This is a genomic window from Agrobacterium sp. CCNWLW155 (genome assembly GCF_036888815.1).
Taxonomy (GTDB): domain Bacteria; phylum Pseudomonadota; class Alphaproteobacteria; order Rhizobiales; family Rhizobiaceae; genus Agrobacterium; species Agrobacterium radiobacter.
This window is the reverse complement of the sequence record NZ_JBAKFW010000007.1, coordinates 179898-203394: the sequence shown is the minus strand read 5'-3', so window position 1 is coordinate 203394 and position 23497 is coordinate 179898. Positions and strand designations below refer to the sequence as shown.

The following is a 23497-nucleotide window of genomic DNA, read 5'->3' as shown; positions in this document are numbered from 1 at the left end:
GTGCGCTCCTTTCAGCGATTATCCGCAAGGATCATGTCGGCGGCCTTTTCGGCAATCATGATCGTCGGCGAATTGGTATTTCCGGATGTGATGCGCGGCATGACGGAGGCGTCGGCAACGCGCAGCCCGGCAAGCCGCCGGAACTTCAGCCGTGCATCGACAACGCTTTCCATATCCGACCCCATGCGCAGCGTGCCGACGGGGTGGAAGATGGTGGTGCCGATATCGCCCGCCGCTTTGGCGAGATCATTGTCATTTTCAAAGGAGGGGCCGGGCCGGTATTCCTCCGGCTTGAAGCGTGCGAAGGCCGGCTGGGCGACGATGCGGCGCGTCAGCCGCATGGCGTCGATCGCCACCTGCCGGTCGCCTTCGGTGGAAAGATAGTTCGGGCGGATTTCCGGCTGCATGGCGAAATCCGGTCCTTTCACATGCACTGAGCCGCGGCTTTCCGGCCGCAGATTGCAGACACTTGCGGTAATGGCGGGAAAAGTGTGAACCGGATCACCAAACTTGTCGAGCGAAACCGGCTGGACATGATATTCCAGATCGGCGGTTTCCTTTTCCGGCGAGGAGCGGGTGAAGACGCCGAGCTGGCTCGGCGCCATTGACATCGGCCCGGAGCGGGTGAGCGCATATTCGAGACCGATCCTCGCCTTGCCGAACAGGGTGGAGGCCCTTTCATTCAACGTCAGGACGCCGGAGACCTTGTAGACCATGCGCAGCTGCAGATGGTCCTGCAGGTTCTCGCCCACACCCTGGACCTCCGCCACCGTATCGATACCGGCAGCCTGCAACACATCGCCACGACCGACACCGGAAAGCTCCAGAATATGCGGCGAGCCGATCGCACCGGCGGACAGCACCGTCTCGCGCCGGGCGCGCATCTTTTTCAAGACGCCGTCATGGTGGAACTCCACGCCCGTCACCCGGCCTTCTTCGATGATGAGACGCTTGACATGCGCCTTGGTCAGAACCGTCAGGTTCTTGCGGCCAAGCGCCGGCTTCAGGAAGGCTTTTGCCGTGTTCCAGCGCCAGCCGGCCCGCTGGTTCACATCGAAATAACCGGCGCCTTCATTGTCGCCCCGGTTGAAATCATCGGTCGCGGGAATGCCGGCTTCTCCTGCCGCCCTCTGGAAGGCGTCAAGCACATCCCAGCGCACGCGCGCCTTCTCCACGCGCCATTCACCGCCGGCAGAGTGCAAGTCGCTTTTGCCGCGATAAAAATCTTCCGATTTCAGGAAATAGGGCAGGATGTCGTTCCACCCCCAGCCCTCGCAACCAAGCTGCCGCCAGAGATCATAGTCCCGCGCCTGCCCGCGCATATAGATCATGCCGTTGATGGAGGAGCAGCCGCCCAGCACCTTGCCGCGCGGATAGATCAGCGAACGGCCGTTAAGCCCCGGCTCTTCCGCCGTCTTGAAACACCAGTCGGTGCGCGGATTGTTGATGCAATAGAGATAACCGACCGGAATATGGATCCAGTGGTAGTTGTCGTTGCCGCCAGCCTCCAGCAGCAGCACGCGGTTGTTCGGATCTTTCGAAAGGCGGTTGGCGAGGACACATCCGGCACTCCCCGCTCCGATGACGATATAGTCATATTCGCCCATGCTTTTCTCCATGCGCCGCCCTTGCCGCACCGTCCCGGACGCGGGGGAAGCCTTTCAAGTGTTTTCAAAAATCTCTAGCCGCGGTGCTGGAAGCCGAGTTTTCTCCCGAGCCACGACGCATAAAATTCGCCGATCAGACCACGCCGGAACACCAGAACGCAGGCCATGAAGACAAGCCCGGTGATGATGGTGACCGGGAAATCCGATGTCGCGAGATAGTTCTGCAGGGTGACAACGAGACCCGCGCCGAAGATAGGGCCGATCATGGTGCCGATGCCGCCGAGCAGCGTCATCAGGATCACCTCGCCCGACATCTGCCAGGTGACGTCGGTCAGCGTCGCGAACTGGAAGACCAGCGCCTTCAGACCGCCCGCAAGACCGGCCAGCGCCGCCGACATGACGAAAGCACCCAGCTTGTAACGCTGCACGCTGTAACCCAGCGAAATGGCGCGCTGCTCGTTTTCACGGATCGACTTCAGGATCATGCCGAAGGGCGAGTTGACGAAACGCCAGATGACCAGAAGTGCCAGGACAAAGGCGGCCAGCACCGTGTAATAAATATTGAGCGGCGCATTGAGATCGAGAAGGCCGAAAAGATGGCCGCGCGGCACGCCCTGCAAGCCGTCCTCGCCATGGGTAAACGGCGCCTGAAGGCAGAAGAAATAAAACATCTGCGATAGCGCGAGCGTAATCATGGCGAAATAGATGCCCTGACGGCGAATGGCGAAAAAGCCGATGACGAGGCCGAGAAGGGCCGCGCCCGCCATGCCGATGACAAGGCCGATCTCCGGCGTAACGCCCCATTCCTTCACCGAATAGGCGGTGAAATAGGCGGCGCCGCCGAAAAACGCCGCATGGCCGAAGGACAACAGCCCCGTATAACCGATCAGCAGGTTGAAGGCGCAGGCGAACAGCGCAAAGCACAGAAGCTTCATCAGAAAGATCGGGTAAACGAACATCGGCGCGGCGATCAACACGGCAAGACCCGCCAGTATGAGAACGGTCTTGATGGTTCCGGCGGTCGCGGAAACTTCCGTCTGCGGCAGCGTGCCGGCAGTGGGGCTATGGGTGGCTTTGGACATATCAGGCGTCCTTTCCGAAAAGTCCGGCGGGGCGGATGAGCAGCACAAAGGCCATGATGACGAAGATGACGATATTGGAGGCTTCCGGGTAGAACACCTTGGTGAGGCCCTCTGCGACGCCCAGCATGTAACCGGTGACGATGGCGCCCATGATCGACCCCATGCCGCCGACCACGACAACCGCGAAGACGACGATGATGAGGTTGGTGCCCATCAGCGGCGAGACCTGATAGATGGGCGCGGCGAGAACCCCGGTGAACCCGGCAAGGCCCGCACCCAGCGCGTAGGTCAGCGTCAGGAGAACGGGCACATTGATGCCGAAAGCCTGCACCAATGTCGGGTTTTCGGTGGCAGCGCGCAGATAGGAGCCAAGACGCGTCTTTTCGATCAAAGCCCAGGTGGCAATGCAGACGATGAGTGAAATCACGACGACGAAAGCGCGGTAATTCGGCAGGAACATGAAGCCGAGATTGGTGCCGCCGGCAAGCTCGCGGGGAACCGAATAGGGCTGGCCCGCCGCGCCATAAAGCCAGCGGAACGTGCCTTCCACCACCAGCGCCAGGCCGAAGGTGAAAAGCAGCCCGTAAAGCGGATCGAGATCATAAAGCCGCGACAGCAGGAAGCGTTCGATGATCGCGCCGAAAAGTGCGACGACAAGCGGCGTGACGATGAGCGCCACCCAGAAAGTGATGCCGAAATACTGAAGGCCGAGAAAGGCCACGAAAGCGCCGAGCATATATTGCGCGCCATGGGCAAAATTGATGACGCGCAGCAGGCCGAAAATGACGGCAAGGCCGAGCGACAGCAGCGCATAAAAGGACCCATTGATGAGGCCCACCAGCAATTGCCCGAGCAGTGCCTGAATTGGAACGCCGAAGATCATTGTCATGGTTAAACCCCCAGCACCTTGTTGAGCTCGCCCATGCGGCCGGAAAGCTCGCCGACCGGAAAATTGCTGACCATCTGGCCGTGATCCATCAGGTAGAAACGGTCAGCGATGCGGCTCGCAAAACGGAAATTCTGTTCGACCAGAACCACGGTCATGCCGCGGCTCTTCAGTTTCTGCAGCACCTCGCCGATGCGCTGCACGATGACGGGGGCAAGTCCCTCGGTCGGTTCGTCAAGCAGCAGCACCTTTACACCGGTGCGCAGGATGCGCGCCATGGCCAGCATCTGCTGCTCGCCGCCGGAAAGCTTGGTGCCGGGGCTGGTGCGGCGTTCGTAAAGATTGGGAAACAGCTCGTAGATTTCATCGAGCGTCATGCCACCGGATGCGACGACGGGCGGTAGCTTCAGATTTTCCTCGACGCTCAGCGTCGCGAAGATGCCGCGCTCTTCCGGCACAAAACCAAGACCGTATTTCGCCGTGCGATGCAGCGGCACCGGCATCAGATCCTTGCCGCCGAGCTTGATGACGCCCTTGCGGTTGCGGATGATGCCCATGATGGTGCGCAGCGTCGTGGTCTTGCCCACGCCGTTGCGTCCGAGAATGGTGATGGTTTCGCCTTCGCCGACGGTCAGGTCGACGCCGTGCAGGGCCTGGCTTTCGCCGTACCAGGATTTCAGGTTGGAGACTTCGAGCATTGCCGCCATATCAAGCCTCCTCCGTGCCCATGTAAGCCGTGCGCACGCGCGGATCAGCGGAAACGGCGGCATAATCGCCTTCCGCCAGAATTTCCCCCCGCTGCAGCACCGTGACGTGGTGGCAGATATCGGCCACGACCTTCAGATTGTGTTCGACCATCAGCACCGCACGGGTTTTGGCCACCTCGCGGATGAGCTCGGCGACATGCGAGACATCTTCCCCGCCCATACCGGCCATCGGCTCATCAAGCAGCAGCACCTTCGGGTCGAGCGCCAGCGTGGTGGCGATTTCGAGAACGCGCTTGCGACCATAGGAAAGATCGGCCGCAAGCGCATGTTTTTCCCGCGTCAGGCCAACCGTTGCGATCAGCTCCTCGGCGCGCGCATTGAGCCTGTCGAGCGACGACAGGGGTAACCAGAATTGCGTTGAAAGGTTGTTGGGCCTTTGCAACGCCACCCGCACATTCTCCAGAACCGTTAGATGCGGAAACACCGCCGATATCTGGAAGGACCTGACGAGGCCGAGACGCGCCACCTTGTCCGGCGGCGTCCTTGTTATGTCCGTTTCCATGAAGGTGATCGCCCCGCCCGTCGGCTGGAGAAACTTGGTCAACAAATTGAAGACCGTAGTCTTGCCGGCGCCGTTCGGGCCGATCAGCGCATGCACGCGGGCGTGATGCACGTCGAGATCGACGTTTTTCACGGCTGCGAATGCACCGAAGGTCTTGGTGAGACCACGCGCCGAAAGAACGACGCGAGGTTCGGCCTGCCCGGCGGGGGCGGGAGCGATCGTCATGAAACTTTCCCCTTTATTGCGTCAGTCTTTTATTGCGTTACCAGCGGGCAACCGCTTTTTGCGGGGTCCATGAAGGCTTCCTTGCCGGGAATGGTGGCGAGCACCTTGTAATAATCCCACGGCTGCTTGCTCTCGTCCGGCTTCTTCACTTCCATGAGATACATGTCGTGGATCATGCGGCCATTGGCGGCCACATGGCCATCCTTCGAGAAGACGTCGTTGACGGGCATTTCCTTCATGGCCTTGGCGACGGCATCAGCATCGTCGGTGCCGGCCTTTTCGATGGCTTTCAGGTAATGCAGCACGGCGGAATAGGTGCCGGCATGCACCATGTTCGGCATGGCGCCGGTGCGTTCCTTGAAGCGTTCGCCGAATTTGCGCGATTCATCGTCGCGGTCCCAATAAAAGCCTTCCGTCAGCGTCAGGCCCTGGGCTGCTTCAAGACCGAGGCCGTGGACTTCGGCGAGCGTGAAGAGAAGAGCCGCAAGCCGCTGGCCGCCGGCGACGATGCCGAATTCGGCCGCCTGCTTGATGGCGTTGGAGGTATCGAGACCGGCATTGGCAAGACCGATGACCTTCGCGCCCGAGGACTGCGCCTGCAGCAGGAAGGAGGAATAATCCGTCGTGGCAAGCGGATGGCGCACGGAGCCCAGCACCTTGCCGCCATTGGCCTTGACGAAATTCGCGGTATTTTCTTCCAGCGAATAACCGAAGGCATAATCTGCGGTCAGGAAGAACCAGCTGTCGCCGCCCTGCTTCACCAGCGCGCCGCCGGTGCCGACCGCCAGCGAATAGGTGTCATAGGCCCAATGGAAACCATAGGGGCTGCACTGCTTGCCGGTCAGTTCGGTGGTTGCCGCCCCGGTGTTGACGGTGATCTTCTTCTTGTCCTTGGAGAGCGCCTGCACGGCAAGGCCGACCGACGACGAGGTCAGCTCCATGATCGAATCGACCTGTTCGGTATCGTACCATTGGCGGGCGATATTGGAGGCCACATCCGCCTTGTTCTGGTGGTCGGCGGTCACCACCTCAACCGGCGCGTTCAGCACCTTGCCGCCGAAATCCTCAACCGCCATCTTCGCGGCTTCATAAGAGTACTTGCCGCCGAAATTGGCGTAGACACCCGACTGGTCGTTCAGGATACCGATCTTGACCTTGCCGTCTGAAATCTCGGCGGCATAAGCGGCGGTGCCCGCGGCCAGTGCCATGGCCGTGGATAAAAGGATACTCTTGCGCATGACTTCTCCTCCCAGAGATGATTGCGAGCCTCAGATGGGTCTGTGCAATGGTGAACGAAACCGCGTCGGGGGTTTCCATGCCATTGCACCTGATTGGTCACACCGCCCTCCTCAAAGCGATGCATCCTGAGCCTAGACTTCTCGAATTCGGTCGTTGACACAAGAGCTGGGCATCATCAAATTGCGAACAGGAACTGTTCATTTTTGAACAGAACTCTTGATGGGAGACAAATATGGCCACCCCTTTCACCTGGGACGACCTGCAATATTTTCTGGCCGTGGCCCGCACCGGACAGCTCTCCTCGGCGGCGAGAAGCCTGCGCACCAGCCACGCCACCGTCTCCCGCCACATCGACCGGCTGGAATTCTCGCTTAAAACCAAGCTGTTCGAGAGAAACCCGCGTGGTTACGAGCTAACCACGGTCGGGCGGCGGCTGGTCGATACCGTCGAGCGCATCGAGGCGGAAGCGGAAAGATTGCAATCGGATATTTCCGAAAGCGGCAGCCTGCTGCGCGGCGTGGTGCGGCTCAGTGCGCCCGAGGGTTTTTCCAATTTTTTCTTCGTGGAAAGGCTGAAAGACTTCGCCATCACCCATCCTCACATCATGGTGGAGATGGTGACGATCCAGCAGATCATGGCGCTGTCGAGGAAGGAGGCGGATGTGGCGGTCACGCTCGACCCGCCGAAAGCCGGTCCCTACATCAACGAACAGATCATCGATTACACGCTGCATATCTATGCCTCGCGCTCCTATCTCGCCAGCCACCCGAAAATCACCCGGCGCGAGGATTTGCCCGATCATTTCTTTATCGGCTACGTGCAGGACCTGATCTTCTCACCGGGCCTCGATTATATGCGCGACGTGATGCCCGGCCTGCGTCCGGGCTTTCAGTCCTCAAGCATTTTCGCGCAGCTGACGGCAACGCTGAGCGGCAGGGGCCTGTGCATCCTGCCGAATTTCATCGCGGCACGTTTTCCAGACCTGCAGATGGTGCTTGCCGGTGAGGTGGAACTGCGGCGCGGCTACTGGCTGACCAGCCACCACGATCTCGCCAATGTGCCGCGGGTACGCTCTCTGATGGATTTCATCCTCACGACCGCACGCGCGCATGAAAATCTCTTCATCCTGGACCGCAGAACAATCGCCTGACGCGGTCATCGTTCACATTTCGGCGACACCGTGTTTACGGGTGGCCGATTGGAGGATGCGCACGGTTGCCTATATGACTGACAACAACGAAGCCGGTTTGTGACGACCGGCATCCTCCGACATCTGGAAGGTCATCATGAAAAAGATCGGATTCCTCTCCTTCGGCCACTGGACGCCCTCGCCCCAGTCGCAGACCCGCTCGGCTGCGGACACGCTGCTGCAATCGATCGACCTCGCCGTCGCGGCGGAAGAACTGGGAGCCGACGGCGCCTATTTCCGCGTGCATCATTTCGCCCGCCAGCTTGCCTCGCCCTTCCCGCTTCTGGCCGCCGTCGGCGCCCGCACGAAAAAGATCGAAATCGGCACCGGCGTCATCGACATGCGTTATGAAAACCCGTTCTACATGGCCGAGGATGCCGGTTCGGCCGACCTCATCGCCGGCGGACGCCTGCAGCTCGGCATCAGCCGCGGCTCGCCGGAACAGGTGATCGATGGCTGGCGTTATTTCGGTTACCGTCCGGCCGAAGGCCAGAGCGAAGAAGACATGGCGCGTCAGCACACCGAAGTCTTCCTCGAACTTCTGAAGGGCGAAGGTTTCGCTGAGCCGAACCCGCGTCCGATGTTCCCGAACCCGCCCGGCTTGCTGCGGCTGGAACCGCATTCCGAAGGGCTGCGCGAGCGCATCTGGTGGGGTTCGAGTTCCAATGCAACGGCGGTGTGGGCGGCAAAGCTTGGCATGAACCTGCAAAGCTCCACCTTGAAGACGGACGAAACGGGCGAGCCTTTCCATGTCCAGCAGGCGCAGCAGATCCGCACCTTCCGGGAAGCCTGGAAGGAAGCCGGACATGCCCGCGAGCCGCGTGTATCGGTCAGCCGCAGCATCTTCGCCCTCGTCAACGATCGCGACCGGTCGTATTTCGGTTACGGCAACGAAGGTGATGACAAGATCGGCTACATCGACGACAAGACACGTGCGATCTTCGGGCGCAGCTATGCCGCCGAGCCGGAGCAGCTGATTGAACAGCTGAAGGCCGACGAAGCCATCGCCGAGGCCGACACGCTGCTCCTGACCGTGCCGAACCAGCTGGGCGTCGATTACAACGCCCATGTGATCGAGACGATCCTCAAGCAGGTAGCGCCGGCACTCGGCTGGCGCTAAATTTGGAAAAATTGCATCATCCACACTCCGTCACCCCGGACTTGATCCGGGGTCCAGCGCGATCAAGTCTTTGATCGCGAAAGACTCTTTTCACGGCGCAGACGCGCCGTGGCTGGATGCCGGATCTAGTCCGGCATGACGGAGGACGGGCTTTCCCTCCCTTAAAATCCGGGCTGTATACCGCTGCTCATTTTACCGATTTGCCATAGCGGGCAAAGCTTTCAGCCAGAGGCGTGGTGCTGGCGCCGGGGTGTTCCGGGCGCTTGTAAACACCGTCACGGACATGGATCGGTTCTTCGAAATGATCTTTGATCCACGGAATATATTCGAGAATGGTCGATGCCGGGTGCCAGTAGCTCAGATGCACATGCACCTGGCTCATTTCGCCGGCATGCGGCACCACCGGCAGGCGATGGGCGAGCGCGAGATCGGCAACCTGGATATATTCGGTTATGCCGCCGAGCCGGGTCACATCCGGCTGGACATAGGCCACCGCGCCGGCATCGATGAATGAGCGGAACGCATCCACCGTGTAGAGCTGCTCCCCGAGCGCAATCGGAATGGACGTATTGCGCGCCAGCCGCGCGTGGCTCGTCACATCGTCATACCACAACGGCTCCTCGAACCAGTAGATATCCAGATCCTTCGCCGCCGCGCAGAAACGCTGGCAGGTCGGCAAATCCCATTTGCCGTTGCCGTCAATGGCGATGCGAATGGACGAACCGACACGCTTGCGGACGGCGGCAAGGCGGGCGATATCGATAGTCGGATCATCATGCCCTACCTTGATCTTCAGGCGGGTGAAGCCGTCTTCCTCCACCGCCCTCATGCTGCCCGCCAGCAAATCCTCCAGCGTGAAGGAAAGCCAGCCTATATCGGTATTGTAAGCTTCCACCGCCGCTGTGCGCGCGCCGCCGAGATATTGCCAGAGCGGCACGCCCGCCTTTTTCGCCTTCAGGTCCCAGAGCGCCACGTCGATCGCGGCCAGCGCCAGATGCGTGATGCCGGCGCGGCCAACCCATTGCAGCGAGGGATAACGGGCAAGTTTCGTCCACAGCCTTGAATGCTCCGACGCATCCTCTCCCACCAGCAAGGACGCATAACAATCGCTGATGCAGGATGTGATCAGCCTGTCCGACGGCAGATGCGCATGGGTGCCGGTGAAACCATAGCCCTCAAGGCCGTCACTGGTGGTGATCTTCGCGCCGACGACGCCCCAATGGGTGATGCTGTGGGTGGAATCGGAAATGGACTCCGAGGTCAGCGGCAGGTGCAGGATGAAAGGTTCGACGGCGGTAATTTTCATGATCGGTCAGTCCTCGATGCTGATTGCTTCCGGGGAGGAACAGACGCCACCGCCCCGCGATCAGAGATCGCGCGGATGGCTTTCGGGAATTTGCAGGCCACCCTCCTCCAGCAGCCCGCTTCCGCTGGCAGATAGAGCTAAAGGAAAATCGGCTTTTGTAAAATAAAAAATTTTTTATTTTTAATATTCAGCCATTGCCTGTCCCGCGAAGCTGGGCAATGATGCAGCCATGAACACGCTGGTCAAAATCACGCTCGCCGAACAGGCGCATCAGGAACTGCGCGCACGCATCGTCAGCGGCAGATTGCGCGGCGGCGAACGCCTGTTGCCCAATGAGCTTGCCGCCGATCTCGGCATCAGCCCCACACCGGTGAAAGAAGCCTGCCTGAAACTCGAAGCTGACGGGTTGGTGGTCAATTCCTCCCGGCGCGGCATGGTGGTGCGCGATTTCACGGTGGAGGATGTGGAAGAACTTTACGCCGCCAGAATGCTGCTCGAAAAAGGCGCGGTGGAAGTGGCTTTCGACGCCGGCCAACTGGATGGAGCGCTGCACGCGGAACTTCTGGAAAGCCTGACGAAACATCGTGAATTCGCCAAGGGCTCGACGCTGGACGAATTGTCGAAAGCGCTTTTTTACGATCGCAGCTTCCATACGACTCTTGTTTCGGCGGCGCGCATTCCCGTCATTTCCGGCTCGCATGGGCGCATTCTCGACCAGACCCACACGGTTTTCGTCTCGATCCTCGGCGATTACGCCCGCTCGGTCGAGGAACACCAGAATATCGCCGACGCCATTGCCGCCGGCAGCAAGGTCCAGATCATCGATGCCCTGTGGCGGCATCTCGAGCGCAGCCGGCAGAATACGCTGCGCCAGGTCCGGCTGCTCAAAGAGGCCGGTGTCTGATCCATTCAAAAGACAAGGGGAGGAACTGACATGCGCGAAAACCCGAGCGTCGCAATTCCATCGGCGCGAGCCGCGACCATCTCGCTCCGTACGGGGATTTCGCGTCGATGACAGACCGGCTTTCCGCTGCAACCCTGCCCCGCCTGCCGCAAACAGTAGCAACACCCGCCTATGAGCGTGAGAAGATCACGCCCGGCATCGTGCATCTCGGCGTCGGCGCCTTTCACCGGGCGCATCAGGCGGTTTTCATCGATGATTGCCTTAACCGCGGTGAGACGCAATGGGGCATCGTCGCCGCGTCGCTGCGCAGTCCGGACACACGCGACGCCATCGAACCGCAGGACAATCTCTACACCTTTTGCCTGCGTGATGGCCAAAGCGAGCGCCTGCGCATCATCGGCTCCATTCTGGAAACCATCGTTGCCCCGGAAGACCCCGAACGGCTGGTGGAGCGGATGGCCGATCCGCGCGTTCTCATCGTCACCCTGACCGTGACAGAGAAGGGCTACCTGACCAATCTCGCCTCCCGCAGCCTGCTGCGCGAACACCCTGATATCGTCCATGATCTCGAAAACCCGGACAGGCCGCGTTCCATCTTCGGCTTCATCCTTGCGGCCACGCGGCGCAGGCGCAAAGAGGGTTCTCGGCCCCTGGCGCTGCTGTCCTGCGACAACCTGCCCGCCAACGGCCATGTGTTGCAAAAGCTGCTGCTGGAATTCGCCAACCTTGCGGATAAGGAACTGGCCTCCTTCATCGAAGCCAATATTGCCTGCCCCTGCTCAATGGTGGATCGGATCGTTCCCGCCACCACGGATGCGGACCGGGATGCGATTTCGGTCGCACTCGGCTTGCGTGATGCGTGGCCGGTCGTTGCCGAACCCTATTTCCGTTTCGTCATAGAAGACCACTTTCCTCATGGAAGGCCGGCGCTCGAGAAATCAGGCGTGGAATTTGTCGGCAATGTCGAACCGTACGAACATATGAAGCTCCGAATGCTGAACGGTTCTCATAGCGCCATTGCCGCCATTGGCCAGATTGCCGGCCTTGCGACGGTGGCCGATGCCTGGGGTGAAAAGACCGTGCGCGATTTCATCGACGCCTATTGGCGCGAGGTCGGCCGGACGCTGGACCCTGTCGTCGATGGTGCGGAATTCGCAGCCGGCCTGCGGGAACGTTTCGCCAATCCCTCTCTGCAGCACAAGACCATGCAGATCGCCTCCGACGCTTCGCAGAAGGTGCCGCTGCGTATTCTTGCGCCCTTACGCGAATTGCTGGAGGAAAACGCCGGAAGCGGCGCTGTCATTTTTGCCGTGGCCCTCTGGATCAGGTCATGCGCGGACAGGAACGAAAAGGGAGAGCCGATCACGATTCTCGATCCGGCCTTCAGGGAGTGGGATGCGCCGGATCAGCTGGCAATGGCACCGGACGATGTTATCGACCGCTTTCTCGCGTTCAAACGCACGTTCGGCGATGATCTGCCCGGCAATGAAACCTTCGTCTCGAACCTGAAAGCCGCCTATCGCAACGTCAGGGAACTTGGCGCACTCGCCGCCATCGGCATATTTTTGAAGTCCTGAAAGACGAACAGGCCGGAAATCCGGCCTGTTCTCAACTTTGGCGTCTCGCGTTTAAGCCGTCGCGGCCTGCCGTGCCGCCTTGCGGCGCTCCACGCGGGCGCGGATGGCGTCGGCATCCGTGATCGGTGTCGCGGCAAAAAGCTGGCGCGTATAGGGGTGCTTCGGGTTGGCGAAAAGTTCCTCGCGCGTGCCCTGCTCCACTGCCTCGCCCTTGGAAATGACCAGCACGTCATCGGCGATGTAGCGCACCACAGAAAGATCGTGGCTGACAAAAACATAGGTCAGTTCGAATTCTTCCTGCAGATCTCGGAGCAGGTTCAGCACCTGCGCCTGCACCGAAAGATCGAGCGCGGAGACCGGTTCATCCAGCACCAGCAGCGCCGGGTTCAGCATCAGTGCGCGCGCGATGGCGATACGCTGGCGCTGGCCGCCCGAGAACATGTGCGGATAGCGGTTGAAATGCTCAGGACCGAGGCCAACCTTCACCAGCATGGCTTCGGCGCGCTCGCGGCGCTCGGAAGCCGGCATTTTCGTGTTGATGAGCAGCGGCTCCATCAGCACATCACCCACTTTCTGGCGCGGGTTGAGGCTGCCATAGGGGTTCTGGAACACCATCTGCACCTTGGAGCGCATGACCGTATCGGGGCGGCGCTTGGCGATATCGACCGGCTTGCCTTCGATCTTGAGTTCACCGCCGGATGCCGGGTCGATCAGCGCGATGATGCGGGCAAGCGTCGACTTGCCCGAACCGGACTCACCGACGATGGCGAGCGTCTTGCCGCGCTCGACGGCAAAATCGATGCCTTTGAGGGCCTGAACCGTCTTGGCGCCGCCAAAGATGCCGCCGGGAACGTGATAATGGCGGGTAATGCCCTTGCCTTCGACAACGATACTCATTGAACGCCCTCCTTGCCGAAGAAATCGGAAACCGTGGGCAGACGGTCGCCGGTGGCATTTTCCGGCAGGGCCGAAAGCAGTGCCTTGGTATAGGGATGCTGCGGGGCCTCGAACAGGCTTAAGACATCCGCCTCCTCCATCTTGCGGCCCTTATATTGCACGACGACGCGATCCGCGGTTTCCGCCACGACGCCCATGTCGTGGGTGATGAGGATCAGCGCCATGCCATATTCCGTCTGCAGATTCATCAGGAGATCGAGGATCTGCTTCTGGATCGTCACGTCGAGCGCGGTGGTCGGCTCGTCGGCGATCAGCAGGCGCGGCTTGGAGGCGATCGCAATCGCTATCATCACGCGCTGGCACTGGCCACCCGACATCTGGTGCGGATAAGCCTTGAGCTTGGTTTCCGGCTCGGGAATACCCACGGCACGAAACAGTTCCAGAGCCCGGGCACGCGCGGCAGCGCCGCTCATGCCGAGATTGAGGCGCAGAACCTCCTCGATCTGGAAACCGACCGTAAATGACGGGTTGAGCGAGGCGACCGGCTCCTGGAAGATCATGGTGATCTCGCGGCCGATCAGCTTGCGGCGCTCCTGCGGCGACATGGCGAGCAGGTTGATGCCGTCAAAGGTCATCTCATCGGCGGTGATCGTCGCCGTATCGGGCAGAAGCCCCATGACGGCGAGCATCGAAACCGACTTGCCGGAACCGGATTCGCCGACGATCGCCAGCACTTCGTGCTTGTCGACGGAGACATCGATCCCGTCGACGGCCGTGAAGGCGCCGGTGGCGGTGGCGAATTTGACGGTGAGGTTCTTGATTTTCAGCAGGCTCATTGCTCAGCTCCGCTTCAGTTTGGGATCGAGCGCATCGCGCAGGCCGTCACCCATGAGGTTGATGGCGAGCACCGAGATCAGGATCGTCAGGCCCGGAAGGGTGACAACCCACCAGGCGCGCAGGATGAATTCACGCGCTTCCGCCAGCATCGTGCCCCATTCGGAAGCGGGCGGCTGTGCACCCATGCCGAGGAAGCCGAGGGCTGCGGCATCGAGAACCGCAGACGAGAAGGAGAGCGTTGCCTGAACGATCAGCGGCGCAAGGCAGTTCGGCAGGATGGTCTTGAACATCAGCCGTAAATTGCCGGCGCCGGCCACGCGGGCGGCGGTGACATATTCGCGCCGGAGTTCGCTCATGACGGCAGCACGCGTCAGGCGGGCGAAATGCGGCTGGTAGACGATGGCAATGGCAATCATCGCATTGGTGAGCCCCGGCCCGAGGACCGCGACCAGGACCAGCGCCAGAAGCAGTGACGGAAACGCCAGAATGACGTCCATGACGCGCATGATGACGGTATCGACCCAGCCACCGAAAAAGCCGGCGACGAGACCGATAACGATGCCGCCGACAAGGGCGATGGAGACGACAACGACGCCGATGAACAGCGAATATTGTGCGCCATAGATCAGGCGGGACAGCATGTCGCGCCCGACCGCATCGGTGCCGAAGAAGAAGCCGGCACGACCGCCTTCCTGCCAGACCGGCGGGACGAGCAGCGCATCGCGATATTGCTGGGTCGGATCATGCGGCGCGATCAGGGGCGCAAAGACCGCGATGAGGACGAGGAGAATGAAGACGGCAAGGCCGATGACGGCGCCGCGGTTCTGACGGAAGTAGAACCAGAAATCGGCGATCATCCGGCGGCGGATGGCGGCGTCCGAAAGGCGGACGCCGGGGGTGGTGATCACATCGGTCATTTGTGACGGATCCTCGGATTGATGAGGCCATAGGTCAGATCGACAAGCAGGTTGACGACCATTACCAGACCCGCGATCAGAAGCAGGCCGCTCTGCACGACCGGATAGTCGCGGCGCGAGATGGAATCGATCATCCACTTGCCGATGCCCGGCCAGGAAAAGATGGTTTCGGTCAGGATGGCGCCAGCCATCAGCACGCCGATCTGGAGGCCGATGGTGGTGATGACCGGGATCATGGCGTTGCGAAGCGCATGGACGCCGACAACGCGGGCGGGCGACATGCCCTTGGCGCGTGCGGTCCGCACATAGTCCTCGCCCATGACTTCCAGCATGGCCGAGCGCGTCTGGCGGGCAATCACCGCCAGCGGAATGGTGGCAAGCACGACCGACGGCAGGATGAGATGCGAAAAGGCCGACAGGAAGGCGCCCTTCTGCCCCGAAATCAGGCTGTCGATCAGCATGAAACCGGTAACGGAGGGGAAGAAATACATCAGCGAAATGCGGCCCGACACCGGCGTCCATTGCAGGATGCCGGAGAACATGATGATCAGCAGCAGGCCCCACCAGAAGATCGGCATGGAGAAGCCGACGAGCGCGGTGGTCATGGAAATCTGGTCGAACCAGGAACCACGACGGATGGCGGCAATGACGCCGACCGGCACGCCGATCAATGTTGCGATGATGATTGCGACGAGACCAAGCTCGACCGTCGCGGGGAAGAGCGACAGGAACTCGGTGAGAACCGGCTTCTTGGTGACCAGCGAATTGCCGAGATCGCCCTGAAGCAGCCGTCCGAGGAAATGAAGATATTGCTGCCAGACGGGCTGGCTGAAGCCGAGCTGTTCGGCAAGCTGCGCATGCCGCTCAGGCGAAATGCCACGCTCGCCCGCCATCAACAGCACGGGATCGCCCGGCAGGACGCGCACGAAGGCGAAGGCGACGAAGGTAATCCCGAGAAATGTCGGAACGAGGTAGAGGAGTTTGCCGAGAATGAACCGGATCATGGTTTTTTCCTGAAAAGACGCGCGGAAGAACAGGGTCCTTCCGCGCGTCCGTTGTTTGGGATTATTCCGCGACGTCGACGTTTTCGAAGGTGAAGTCACCAAGCGGGCTCATGGTGAAGCCGGAAACCTTGGCGGACATCGGAACGAACTGCGTGGAGTGCGCAAGCGTCGCCCACGGAGCCTGTTCCTTGAAGATCACCTGCGCCTGCTCATAAAGCTTTGTGCGCTCGGCAACGTCAGTGGTCTGCTTTGCCTTGGAAAGCAGTTCGGAGAACTCCTTGTTGCACCACTGGGCACGGTTTGCACCGCCTTCACCGGTTGCAGCGCAGGAAAGCAGAACGCCCATGAAGTTGTCAGGGTCACCATTGTCGCCGGTCCAGCCGAGGATGACGGCACCGTCGCGGTTCACTTCAGTCGACTTCTTGAGGTATTCACCCCATTCGAAGGAGACGATCTCGGCCTTGACGCCGACCTTCGCGAAATCCGACTGGATCAGCTCGGCGGTGCGGCGGGCGTTCGGCATGTAGGGACGCTGAACCGGCATCGCCCAGATCTTCATCGTCAGATCCTTGACGCCAGCGGCTTCGAGAGCCTTCTTGGCTGCTTCCGGATCGTACGGATCGTCCTTGATGCTGTCGTTGTAGGACCACATTGTCGGCGGGATCGGGTTCTTGGCAACCGTGCCGGCGCCCTGGAACACGGCGTCGATGATCGCCTGCTTGTTCATCGCCATGTTCAGCGCCTTGCGGACTTCCGGCTTGTCGAAAGGCGCAACGGTCGTGTTGTAGGCGAAATAGGCGACGTTCAGACCGGGCTGCTCGTCGAGCTTGAGGTTCTTGTCGGCGCGGATGGTGGCCAGATCAGCCGGAGCCGGATAAGGCATCAGGTGGCATTCGCCGGCCTTCAGCTTCTGCAGGCGAACGGCGGCGTCAGGCGTGATCGCGAAGATCAGATCGTCGATCTTCGGAGCTTCGCCCCAGTAGTCGGCGTTCTTCTGGTAGCGGATGACCGCGTCCTTCTGATAGGCGACGAACTTGAACGGACCGGTGCCGATCGGCAGGTTGTTGAAGTCTTCCTTGGTGCCGGCCTTATCAAGCGTATCGGCATATTCCTTCGACACGATCGAAGCGAAAGGCATCGCGATATTGGCGAGGAAAGGCGCTTCCGGACGGGTCAGCACGAACTTGACGGTGTAATCGTCAACCTTGACGATTTCCTTGATCAGCGACGGCATTTCCATGGAGTTGTAATATTCGTAGGTGATGCCTGCGATATACTGGTTCCACGGGTTCTTCGCGTCGCCCTGGCGGTTGTAGCTGAAGATCACGTCGTCGGCGTTGAAATCGCGGCTCGGCGTGAACTTCTCGTTGGAGTGCCACTTCACACCCTTGCGCAGGTGGAACGTGTATTCGAGGCCATCGCTCGAAACATCCCATTTTTCAGCGAGACCGGGCTCAACTTCGGTCGTGCCCTTCTTGAACTCGGTCAGACGGTTGTAGACCGGATGCGCGGAAGCGTCGAAGGTGCCACCTGCGGTGTAGGGCGACGGATCGAAGCCTTCCGGCGATGCCTCGGAGCAATAAACGAAGGTCTTCGCCATGGCTGGCATGGCGGAAGCCATCGCAAGCGCAGAGGCGATAAGCAAACTGCGGGTCAGCGTTTTCATCTGGTGGTCCTTTCCCTCTTTTTCTGAGTTCCTGCGGCCCCTGGGGGCCTACCTCTTCTGGTCAGCGGCGACGCGGAGACCCGTGTCGCCGTTCGGTCTTTTGCCTCCCGACCAATTACCCGGCGACCGGCTGAAACAGCCGGTCGAGGTTCGTCTCCGGTGGACAGAACCAGCGCGGCCCCGCCTCCGTCATATAAGCAATATCCTCGAGACGGACGCCGCATTCGCCATAAACGCACAGCATCGGCTCGATGGAAAAACACATGCCCGGCTCAAGCGCCGTGGCATTTCCTGCAACGATATAGGGTTCTTCGTGAATATCCAGCCCAAGCCCGTGACCGGTGCGGTGCGGCAGGCCGGGAACCTGATAGTCCGGGCCAAAACCAGCCGCCTTGAGGCTTTCGCGCGCGGCCTTGTCGACATCCTGGCAGGCAGCGCCGAGGCTCGCAGCCGCAAAAGCCGCAGCCTGCGCGTCGCGTTCGGCGTTCCAGAGAAAGCGCTGACGCTCGGTCGGCTCACCGAAAACATAGGTGCGGGTGATATCGGAACGATAGCCATGAAGAATGCCGCCGAGATCGACCAGCACCATGTCACCTTCGTTCAGCGTCTGCGCATAGGGCACGCCATGCGGATAGGCCGTCGCCTCGCCGAACTGCACCGCCACGAAAAGCGGCTTCAGGCCCAGCGCAATATGGGCGGCGTTGACGAAATCGGCCACTTCGGTGGTGGAAATGCCGGGACGCAGGCCTTCGAACACGGCTTTCTGCACACCGTAGCTGGCGTCCATCGCGGTCTGGATGAGAGCGATTTCGGCCGCGGATTTGACCTGCCGCTGGGCAACGATCATCGGCTGGGCGGAAATGATCCGTCCTTCGAGACGCTGCATCAGGGCCGATGCGAAAACAAAGGGTGTTGCGGGATCGATGGCGACAAAATGACCGGGACAGGAAAGTGCGCCAATGCGTCCTGCCATCAGGTCGAAGGGACTTTCATCCTCTTCCCAGACGGCGACCTCACCCGGAATGCGGATGAGCGTCTGAAGCTTAGGCTCCTCGAAGGTCGGGCTGACATAGACCGGCGCACCCTCGGCAGGAACGAGAGCGCCATGAATGCGCTCGGAAAGGCCAAGCGACAGACCGGTATAATAGGTCAGCGACGATGATGCATCGAGCCAGACCGCCTTCACATTTTGCTGGATCATCCGCGCTTGCAGGCCACGTAGCCGCAATCTGAACTCGTCTTCAGCGATCGATGAAACCGCGATCGGCTGAAACCGCTTCAGCGCCTCTTGAAAGTCTGCCATTCTCTCCCCGCCGCTTTCGGGCCGCAGACACAAGCGTGCCGGCAACCTCCCAAGCGTTCTTTTGCTCATGCTTAAACACAGGGCGGGGGCTAGGCAATGGCCCGGCGGGGCGCGCCACCACAAAACTGTGCAAATTCATCTAGACATAACGAAAATGTGATCAACACACGCCCGATTTAAGCCCTCATTGCCTTGACGCAAAAAATCAAAATCCCCCCGGAAATCCAAGGGGAGTTTGCGGCCAGCCTTCAACACGGAGCGGGCACGCCAAAGGACGACGGCGAGAGGCAGTAAAGGAAAAGACGCCCAGAAAAGGAAAAAGCCTGCCGCGGGAGGAGGTGCGGCAGGCTTCAAACTTGATCGGTGATTGGGAGGAGGAGTACCACCGATCCACATCGAGCGACACTGGGAGGAGGAGTGCGTCGCTTCGATGATTTGAATATAGCGGTATCTGTGATTTTTAACAGAGCAAGTCTCGCAATGCAGCATTGCATTTCTGCATAGCTCCAGAATTCCTGCCCGGTTTTTCAGCACTCCCCCAAACCGTGAGAAATCAGCTTTCCCGATAGACCTGGAAACCGGCAAAGGACTGGTTGACCGGCATGAGTTCGAGGCTGTTGATGTTGATATGCTTGGGCTGCGAGGCGACCCATTGGATAGTGTTGGCAATATCGTCCGCCGTGATCGGATTGACGCCCTTGTAGAGATTATCCGAGGCTTCCTGATTGCCGCCGGTGCGCACCAGCGTGAATTCCGTTTCGCACATGCCCGGTTCGATCGAGGTTACCCTGACGCCCTTGCCATGCAGGTCGGAACGCAGGCCGAGCGAGAATTGCCGCAGGAACGCTTTGGTACCGCCATACACATTGCCGCCCAGATAGGGGTAGTGCGCAGCAACAGACGAAAGGTTGATAACAATACCCTTGCGCTCGATCAGCGTCGGCAGCAGATGGTGGGTGACGTTCAGGAGACCAGTGATGTTGGTGTCCACCATGGTCTGCCAGTCTTTCAACGGCACCTGCGGCGCGGGCGCCGTGCCGAGTGCAAGGCCGGCATTGTTGACGAGAATGTCGATATCCCTGAATCCATCAGGCAAGCCGGCCAGCGCCTTTTTTGTCGCCTCCTCGTCGGTGATATCGAAGGCGACGCCATGAAAGGCGGAACCGAGTTCAGCCGAAAGCGCCTCCAGCCGTTCCGCCCGCCGGCCCGTGCCGATGACCTTCCAGCCTTCCTTGACGAAGCGCTGCGCCGTGGCCTGTCCGAAACCGGATGTCGCGCCGGTGATGAGGATGGTTCCGCTCATGATGATGCCTCCACTATATCAGTTCGTTCGGGGTCAATCGGTGTCAATAATTTTTCAGCCGCCGCCGTGAGGCAGCGTCTATAGGCGTCCAGATCCGTATACAGAGCGTCTTCCGGTGCATCGCCGACGATGATGATACCGCCGCGCCGCAAAATCCCGCCATGCAGCATCAGATTGTCGACCATGTCGAAATTCTCAATCGACAGCCCGTCCGGTCCGCGATAGCGGCCCGTTTCATCCAGGGTAGCAACGCCGCCATAATGCGCCTTGATACGGGTGAAATGATTGGCCGCGACATTGGTATAGGCGAAAACCGGCTTGCCCAGCGCGCACATGAAGCCCAGCTCGTAGCTCGTTCCCGTATCGGCGGCGATGCCGCGGAACGGCGTGAGATTAGCAATGATCGCGTCCGCTTCCAGCATCATCTGCTCATCGACGGCATTGATGTTGCAACCGTGGCCGATCCTGGTGTCCGCCGGCGGAATCTGCAGATCACCCGGCGAAAGCGGTATGAAACCGGCTTCCCGCGCCAGCGAGGCCTTGAGGTCGAGCATTTCACGCGCATTCGGGAGGAAGACTTCCGGGCCGGCGAGATAGATTTTCTTTGTCATCGGGAATTCATGCGATCTGTCAGGAAAGGATGTTCCGAACCTAACCCGGGCTGTTTCGCAAAGGCAAGCCGAAGGAGGACGGAAACGACCCATAAAACGGTATCGTCCAGACGCTCTTTCCGTTATAGCCGGTGCCATAAACAGGAAATTTCCGGAGCAAGACATGGCAGCCACCATCCGCTATCACGAAGGCGATATTTCCGCCGAAGATGCAGCCCGCTACACCGGTGCTATCGCCATCGACACGGAAACGCTGGGGCTGGTGCCGCGCCGCGACCGTCTCTGCGTCGTCCAGCTTTCGCCGGGCGATGGCACGGCTGACGTCATCCGCATCGCCGCCGGCCAGACGCAGGCCCCGAACCTCGTCCGCATGCTGGCCGATCCCGCCCACCAGAAGATTTTTCACTACGGCCGTTTCGATATCGCCGTTCTGTTCCATACCTTCGGCGTGACGACCACACCGGTCTTCTGCACCAAGATCGCCTCGCGGCTGACCCGTACCTACACGGACCGGCATGGCCTTAAGGACAATCTGAAGGAAATGCTGGAAGTCGACATCTCCAAGGCGCAGCAATCCTCCGACTGGGCGGCCCAGCCCCTGTCGCCCGCCCAGCTCGAATATGCCGCCTCCGACGTGCTCTATCTGCACGCACTGCGTGACAAGCTGACAGCCCGCCTCATCCGCGACGGCCGCCTCGACCATGCCGACGCCTGTTTCGCCTTTCTGCCGACCCGCGCGAAACTCGATCTCCTCGGCTGGGAAGAAACGGATATTTTCGCCCATAGCTGAGCCTTCAGCCGCTTCGTTTAAGCACTGATTTACCAGAACTGCCTATTCTCGGCCGCAACTTTGGGCGGCCGGGAACTTTGAAGATGATCACTCCGCTACAGCAGACGGCGGGCATTGCAGTCAGCGAACTCATGCGCTCGATGGTGGAAGCCATCGAGGACCGCCAGCGCGAAGAGCAGGAAAAGGCGAACGGCACCCAAAAGGACGATGCGGTCAAGACCAACCCGCAGCCGGACGAAAGCCATCGCGCCGCCAATGAAAAGATAAGCGCCTATCTCTTCGGCATCATGAAACCGGACGCCGATGCTTTCGCCTCACTTGTTTCCCGCTTTTCCTCCGCCCTCGGCATCACACAGGAAGCCGACGAGTCGAGCTTTTCCTTCGCCAAAAGACTTCAGGATGCCCTGACGCTGACGGACAGTTTCGAAAAAACCGATGCGCAGGGAAAAGCCACGAAAATTTCCCTGACCTCTTTCGGTGTTTCGGAGGGACAGGTCGTCGAGGTGCTGAATAATGGCGCCACCACCAAGACCGATCCCATGGCCGCCCTCGCCGCCCGCATCGCCAAGGGCGCCGGCCTGACGGGCAACGAAGATAATTTCGGCGATGAGATGTCGAAAGCCATCATGGCGATGCGCGCGACTTTGCCGAAAAATGTCAGTGAACTGGAAGAAACCACCGGCCTCAAGCAACTCGGCATCTCCGCCAGACAGATGATCGCCGCCATCGCCAACCCCTATGGCGACGAGGCGCGCGCCGTGAAAGGTGCGCTGGACACGCAGGCGCAGGGCAGACGCTTCATGACGCGGGAGACCCTGAAAGTCATTCAGCGTCTCGAAGATGTCGCCGATCCCAAAACCAAAGAAGAGTTGCAGGCCGAACGCGGTAAAGAGCGCATTGGCGAAATCAACGATGCGGAAGTGAAGGCGGAGCGGGAAGAGGATATCCAGGCCCTCGATGCGCAGGGCAAGCTTGAAGACGTGCAGGAACTCCAGGACGTCGTGAAGGAGCATATCGATGCTTCCGGCGAGGAAAAGACGGTAGACGCCGATCCGCAGGCGTCGGCCGACATATCATCGGAAACCGCCCTGATCTCCGTGCTTGCGGCTGCGCCTGCGGATGAAGCCGAGCCGGCGAAGAACGAAGATGAACCTGCCGAGACAGACGCAGCCACCAATCCGGCCGATGCGGAAGACGACGCCGAAAAACTGCTCGATGCGCAGACACTTGTCGAAGAGACCCGCAATGCCATTCTGCCGGTCTCGATCGACGACAATGGCCTTTATGAACTGCTGAAGAAAAAGGCGGCATGATTGCCGCTTCCGAAAGTCACTTGAGCGAAACATGATGTGAGTTCAGACATGACCGATATTTCCGGCCTATCCGGCAGCGTCGTTTACGACAATGAGCCCAATGCGGCGCAGGCCCTGCTGTCCATGGCCGCCCCGCCGCTTGTTCCCGATGACGGGGCCTTCACCGCAGCCGGCGAAGAGGACAATCCCATCGCCCCCATTGAAATGCAGCCAGAGCGAAGCCTTCCCAAGGCAAGCTGGCTGGATGCGATGCCACCGGAGGCTTTTGAGGCCGCAACCAGCGACCCCGATCATATTTCCTCTGTCAATTCCGACGATAACGGCCTTTACCGCATGTTCATCGGCGTCTCACCCTGATTGCGCCCGCACAGGCAATTCTTTGGTTAGCCAAATCTTAATATCTGCAAGCCAAGATTGAACCAGATGATTCTGTATGCGCTGCAACCGACATT

The 23497-nt window shown here is 60.1% G+C and carries 22 protein-coding genes; 7 read left to right on the top strand and 15 right to left on the bottom strand.

All coding sequences use genetic code 11. The features are described from left to right. Nucleotides 1–11 precede the first annotated feature (11 nt). The 6 genes from V6S97_RS20580 to V6S97_RS20555 form a co-directional block, all read right to left on the bottom strand. Nucleotides 12–1607, bottom strand: a complete 1596-nt coding sequence (locus V6S97_RS20580) for a GMC family oxidoreductase (RefSeq protein WP_060727512.1) — start codon at nucleotides 1605–1607, stop codon at nucleotides 12–14. A gap of 74 nt (nucleotides 1608–1681) precedes the next feature. Beyond that, nucleotides 1682–2689, bottom strand: coding sequence for a branched-chain amino acid ABC transporter permease (locus V6S97_RS20575; RefSeq protein ID WP_003508689.1), 1008 nt, complete (start codon nucleotides 2687–2689; stop codon nucleotides 1682–1684). A gap of 1 nt (nucleotide 2690) precedes the next feature. After that, nucleotides 2691–3578 carry a branched-chain amino acid ABC transporter permease gene (locus V6S97_RS20570; protein WP_026363562.1) on the bottom strand — a complete coding sequence of 296 codons (888 nt, stop codon included), beginning with the start codon at nucleotides 3576–3578 and terminating at the stop codon, nucleotides 2691–2693. A 2-nt stretch (nucleotides 3579–3580) separates the two neighbouring features. Then, the gene (locus tag V6S97_RS20565) at nucleotides 3581–4282 is read right to left on the bottom strand and encodes an ABC transporter ATP-binding protein (protein ID WP_020009981.1); all 702 of its coding nucleotides are present in this window, start codon (nucleotides 4280–4282) and stop codon (nucleotides 3581–3583) included. Between the two features lies 1 nt (nucleotide 4283). Further along, the gene (locus V6S97_RS20560) at nucleotides 4284–5069 is read right to left on the bottom strand and encodes an ABC transporter ATP-binding protein (RefSeq protein WP_111792985.1); all 786 of its coding nucleotides are present in this window, start codon (nucleotides 5067–5069) and stop codon (nucleotides 4284–4286) included. Nucleotides 5070–5098: 29 nt separating this feature from the next. Further along, a complete protein-coding gene (locus V6S97_RS20555; protein WP_060723414.1) occupies nucleotides 5099–6307 on the bottom strand; it encodes an ABC transporter substrate-binding protein in 1209 nt (402 codons plus the stop codon). 233 nt (nucleotides 6308–6540) lie between these two features. Between V6S97_RS20555 and V6S97_RS20550 the strand changes: the two genes are divergently transcribed. Both V6S97_RS20550 and V6S97_RS20545 read left to right on the top strand, forming a co-directional pair. Continuing rightward, nucleotides 6541–7458: a LysR family transcriptional regulator gene (locus tag V6S97_RS20550; protein ID WP_031234580.1), complete on the top strand. Its 918-nt coding sequence runs from the start codon at nucleotides 6541–6543 to the stop codon at nucleotides 7456–7458. Nucleotides 7459–7594: 136 nt separating this feature from the next. Then, nucleotides 7595–8617 (top strand): LLM class flavin-dependent oxidoreductase, encoded by a 1023-nt coding sequence (locus V6S97_RS20545; RefSeq protein WP_003508682.1) that lies wholly within the window; start codon nucleotides 7595–7597, stop codon nucleotides 8615–8617. A gap of 187 nt (nucleotides 8618–8804) precedes the next feature. Here the strand turns inward: V6S97_RS20545 and V6S97_RS20540 are convergent, their stop codons facing one another. Further along, the gene (locus tag V6S97_RS20540; RefSeq protein ID WP_111792984.1) at nucleotides 8805–9923 is read right to left on the bottom strand and encodes a mandelate racemase/muconate lactonizing enzyme family protein; all 1119 of its coding nucleotides are present in this window, start codon (nucleotides 9921–9923) and stop codon (nucleotides 8805–8807) included. Between the two features lie 229 nt (nucleotides 9924–10152). On the opposite strand from V6S97_RS20540, the gene V6S97_RS20535 reads away from it, so the two are divergent. Both V6S97_RS20535 and V6S97_RS20530 read left to right on the top strand, forming a co-directional pair. Continuing rightward, nucleotides 10153–10827 carry a GntR family transcriptional regulator gene (locus V6S97_RS20535; protein ID WP_111792983.1) on the top strand — a complete coding sequence of 225 codons (675 nt, stop codon included), beginning with the start codon at nucleotides 10153–10155 and terminating at the stop codon, nucleotides 10825–10827. Between the two features lie 107 nt (nucleotides 10828–10934). After that, nucleotides 10935–12404 (top strand): mannitol dehydrogenase family protein, encoded by a 1470-nt coding sequence (locus V6S97_RS20530; RefSeq protein WP_111792982.1) that lies wholly within the window; start codon nucleotides 10935–10937, stop codon nucleotides 12402–12404. A 51-nt stretch (nucleotides 12405–12455) separates the two neighbouring features. Here the strand turns inward: V6S97_RS20530 and V6S97_RS20525 are convergent, their stop codons facing one another. The 8 genes from V6S97_RS20525 to V6S97_RS20490 all read right to left on the bottom strand — a co-directional run bounded on the left by V6S97_RS20525 (nucleotide 12456) and on the right by V6S97_RS20490 (nucleotide 20942). Beyond that, complete coding sequence (locus tag V6S97_RS20525) at nucleotides 12456–13301, bottom strand: ATP-binding cassette domain-containing protein (RefSeq protein ID WP_003508678.1); 846 nt, start codon at nucleotides 13299–13301, stop codon at nucleotides 12456–12458. Beyond that, on the bottom strand, nucleotides 13298–14137 hold the full coding sequence (locus V6S97_RS20520) for an ABC transporter ATP-binding protein (protein WP_020813549.1): 840 nt from the start codon (nucleotides 14135–14137) through the stop codon (nucleotides 13298–13300). The genes V6S97_RS20525 and V6S97_RS20520 overlap by 4 nt, the downstream gene beginning before the upstream one ends. Before the next feature lie 3 nt (nucleotides 14138–14140). After that, nucleotides 14141–15055 carry an ABC transporter permease subunit gene (locus V6S97_RS20515; RefSeq protein ID WP_003508674.1) on the bottom strand — a complete coding sequence of 305 codons (915 nt, stop codon included), beginning with the start codon at nucleotides 15053–15055 and terminating at the stop codon, nucleotides 14141–14143. Next, nucleotides 15052–16059: an ABC transporter permease subunit gene (locus tag V6S97_RS20510; RefSeq protein ID WP_003508673.1), complete on the bottom strand. Its 1008-nt coding sequence runs from the start codon at nucleotides 16057–16059 to the stop codon at nucleotides 15052–15054. The genes V6S97_RS20515 and V6S97_RS20510 overlap by 4 nt, the downstream gene beginning before the upstream one ends. A 61-nt stretch (nucleotides 16060–16120) precedes the next feature. Further along, nucleotides 16121–17725: an ABC transporter substrate-binding protein gene (locus tag V6S97_RS20505; RefSeq protein WP_111820664.1), complete on the bottom strand. Its 1605-nt coding sequence runs from the start codon at nucleotides 17723–17725 to the stop codon at nucleotides 16121–16123. Nucleotides 17726–17840: 115 nt separating this feature from the next. Further along, complete coding sequence (locus tag V6S97_RS20500) at nucleotides 17841–19028, bottom strand: M24 family metallopeptidase (RefSeq protein WP_112278388.1); 1188 nt, start codon at nucleotides 19026–19028, stop codon at nucleotides 17841–17843. Nucleotides 19029–19581: 553 nt separating this feature from the next. After that, nucleotides 19582–20331 (bottom strand): SDR family oxidoreductase, encoded by a 750-nt coding sequence (locus tag V6S97_RS20495; protein WP_112357030.1) that lies wholly within the window; start codon nucleotides 20329–20331, stop codon nucleotides 19582–19584. Continuing rightward, on the bottom strand, nucleotides 20328–20942 hold the full coding sequence (locus V6S97_RS20490) for a nucleoside 2-deoxyribosyltransferase (RefSeq protein WP_162686891.1): 615 nt from the start codon (nucleotides 20940–20942) through the stop codon (nucleotides 20328–20330). The genes V6S97_RS20495 and V6S97_RS20490 overlap by 4 nt, the downstream gene beginning before the upstream one ends. Nucleotides 20943–21105: 163 nt before the next feature. On the opposite strand from V6S97_RS20490, the gene V6S97_RS20485 reads away from it, so the two are divergent. The 3 genes from V6S97_RS20485 to V6S97_RS20475 all read left to right on the top strand — a co-directional run bounded on the left by V6S97_RS20485 (nucleotide 21106) and on the right by V6S97_RS20475 (nucleotide 23402). Continuing rightward, complete coding sequence (locus tag V6S97_RS20485; RefSeq protein ID WP_060723422.1) at nucleotides 21106–21732, top strand: ribonuclease D; 627 nt, start codon at nucleotides 21106–21108, stop codon at nucleotides 21730–21732. An 83-nt stretch (nucleotides 21733–21815) separates the two neighbouring features. Next, on the top strand, nucleotides 21816–23045 hold the full coding sequence (locus V6S97_RS20480; protein WP_334427667.1) for a hypothetical protein: 1230 nt from the start codon (nucleotides 21816–21818) through the stop codon (nucleotides 23043–23045). A 48-nt stretch (nucleotides 23046–23093) separates the two neighbouring features. Continuing rightward, nucleotides 23094–23402 (top strand): hypothetical protein, encoded by a 309-nt coding sequence (locus V6S97_RS20475; protein WP_003508655.1) that lies wholly within the window; start codon nucleotides 23094–23096, stop codon nucleotides 23400–23402. The last annotated feature ends 95 nt before the right edge of the window (nucleotides 23403–23497 follow it).

Excerpts from the sequence above, each read along its gene's own strand:
- V6S97_RS20530 (WP_111792982.1), top strand. The coding sequence starts at position 10,935 with ATGACAGACCGGCTTTCCGCTGCAACCCTGCCCCGCCTGCCGCAAACA.
- V6S97_RS20560 (WP_111792985.1), bottom strand. The coding sequence starts at position 5,069 with ATGACGATCGCTCCCGCCCCCGCCGGGCAGGCCGAACCTCGCGTCGTT.
- V6S97_RS20565 (WP_020009981.1), bottom strand. The coding sequence starts at position 4,282 with ATGGCGGCAATGCTCGAAGTCTCCAACCTGAAATCCTGGTACGGCGAA.
- V6S97_RS20480 (WP_334427667.1), top strand. The coding sequence starts at position 21,816 with ATGATCACTCCGCTACAGCAGACGGCGGGCATTGCAGTCAGCGAACTC.
- V6S97_RS20510 (WP_003508673.1), bottom strand. The coding sequence starts at position 16,059 with ATGATCCGGTTCATTCTCGGCAAACTCCTCTACCTCGTTCCGACATTT.
- V6S97_RS20575 (WP_003508689.1), bottom strand. The coding sequence starts at position 2,689 with ATGTCCAAAGCCACCCATAGCCCCACTGCCGGCACGCTGCCGCAGACG.
- V6S97_RS20500 (WP_112278388.1), bottom strand. The coding sequence starts at position 19,028 with ATGGCAGACTTTCAAGAGGCGCTGAAGCGGTTTCAGCCGATCGCGGTT.
- V6S97_RS20515 (WP_003508674.1), bottom strand. The coding sequence starts at position 15,055 with ATGACCGATGTGATCACCACCCCCGGCGTCCGCCTTTCGGACGCCGCC.
- V6S97_RS20580 (WP_060727512.1), bottom strand. The coding sequence starts at position 1,607 with ATGGGCGAATATGACTATATCGTCATCGGAGCGGGGAGTGCCGGATGT.
- V6S97_RS20535 (WP_111792983.1), top strand. The coding sequence starts at position 10,153 with ATGAACACGCTGGTCAAAATCACGCTCGCCGAACAGGCGCATCAGGAA.
- V6S97_RS20520 (WP_020813549.1), bottom strand. The coding sequence starts at position 14,137 with ATGAGCCTGCTGAAAATCAAGAACCTCACCGTCAAATTCGCCACCGCC.
- V6S97_RS20545 (WP_003508682.1), top strand. The coding sequence starts at position 7,595 with ATGAAAAAGATCGGATTCCTCTCCTTCGGCCACTGGACGCCCTCGCCC.
- V6S97_RS20550 (WP_031234580.1), top strand. The coding sequence starts at position 6,541 with ATGGCCACCCCTTTCACCTGGGACGACCTGCAATATTTTCTGGCCGTG.
- V6S97_RS20490 (WP_162686891.1), bottom strand. The coding sequence starts at position 20,942 with ATGACAAAGAAAATCTATCTCGCCGGCCCGGAAGTCTTCCTCCCGAAT.
- V6S97_RS20475 (WP_003508655.1), top strand. The coding sequence starts at position 23,094 with ATGACCGATATTTCCGGCCTATCCGGCAGCGTCGTTTACGACAATGAG.
- V6S97_RS20570 (WP_026363562.1), bottom strand. The coding sequence starts at position 3,578 with ATGACAATGATCTTCGGCGTTCCAATTCAGGCACTGCTCGGGCAATTG.
- V6S97_RS20495 (WP_112357030.1), bottom strand. The coding sequence starts at position 20,331 with ATGAGCGGAACCATCCTCATCACCGGCGCGACATCCGGTTTCGGACAG.
- V6S97_RS20485 (WP_060723422.1), top strand. The coding sequence starts at position 21,106 with ATGGCAGCCACCATCCGCTATCACGAAGGCGATATTTCCGCCGAAGAT.
- V6S97_RS20525 (WP_003508678.1), bottom strand. The coding sequence starts at position 13,301 with ATGAGTATCGTTGTCGAAGGCAAGGGCATTACCCGCCATTATCACGTT.
- V6S97_RS20505 (WP_111820664.1), bottom strand. The coding sequence starts at position 17,725 with ATGAAAACGCTGACCCGCAGTTTGCTTATCGCCTCTGCGCTTGCGATG.
- V6S97_RS20540 (WP_111792984.1), bottom strand. The coding sequence starts at position 9,923 with ATGAAAATTACCGCCGTCGAACCTTTCATCCTGCACCTGCCGCTGACC.
- V6S97_RS20555 (WP_060723414.1), bottom strand. The coding sequence starts at position 6,307 with ATGCGCAAGAGTATCCTTTTATCCACGGCCATGGCACTGGCCGCGGGC.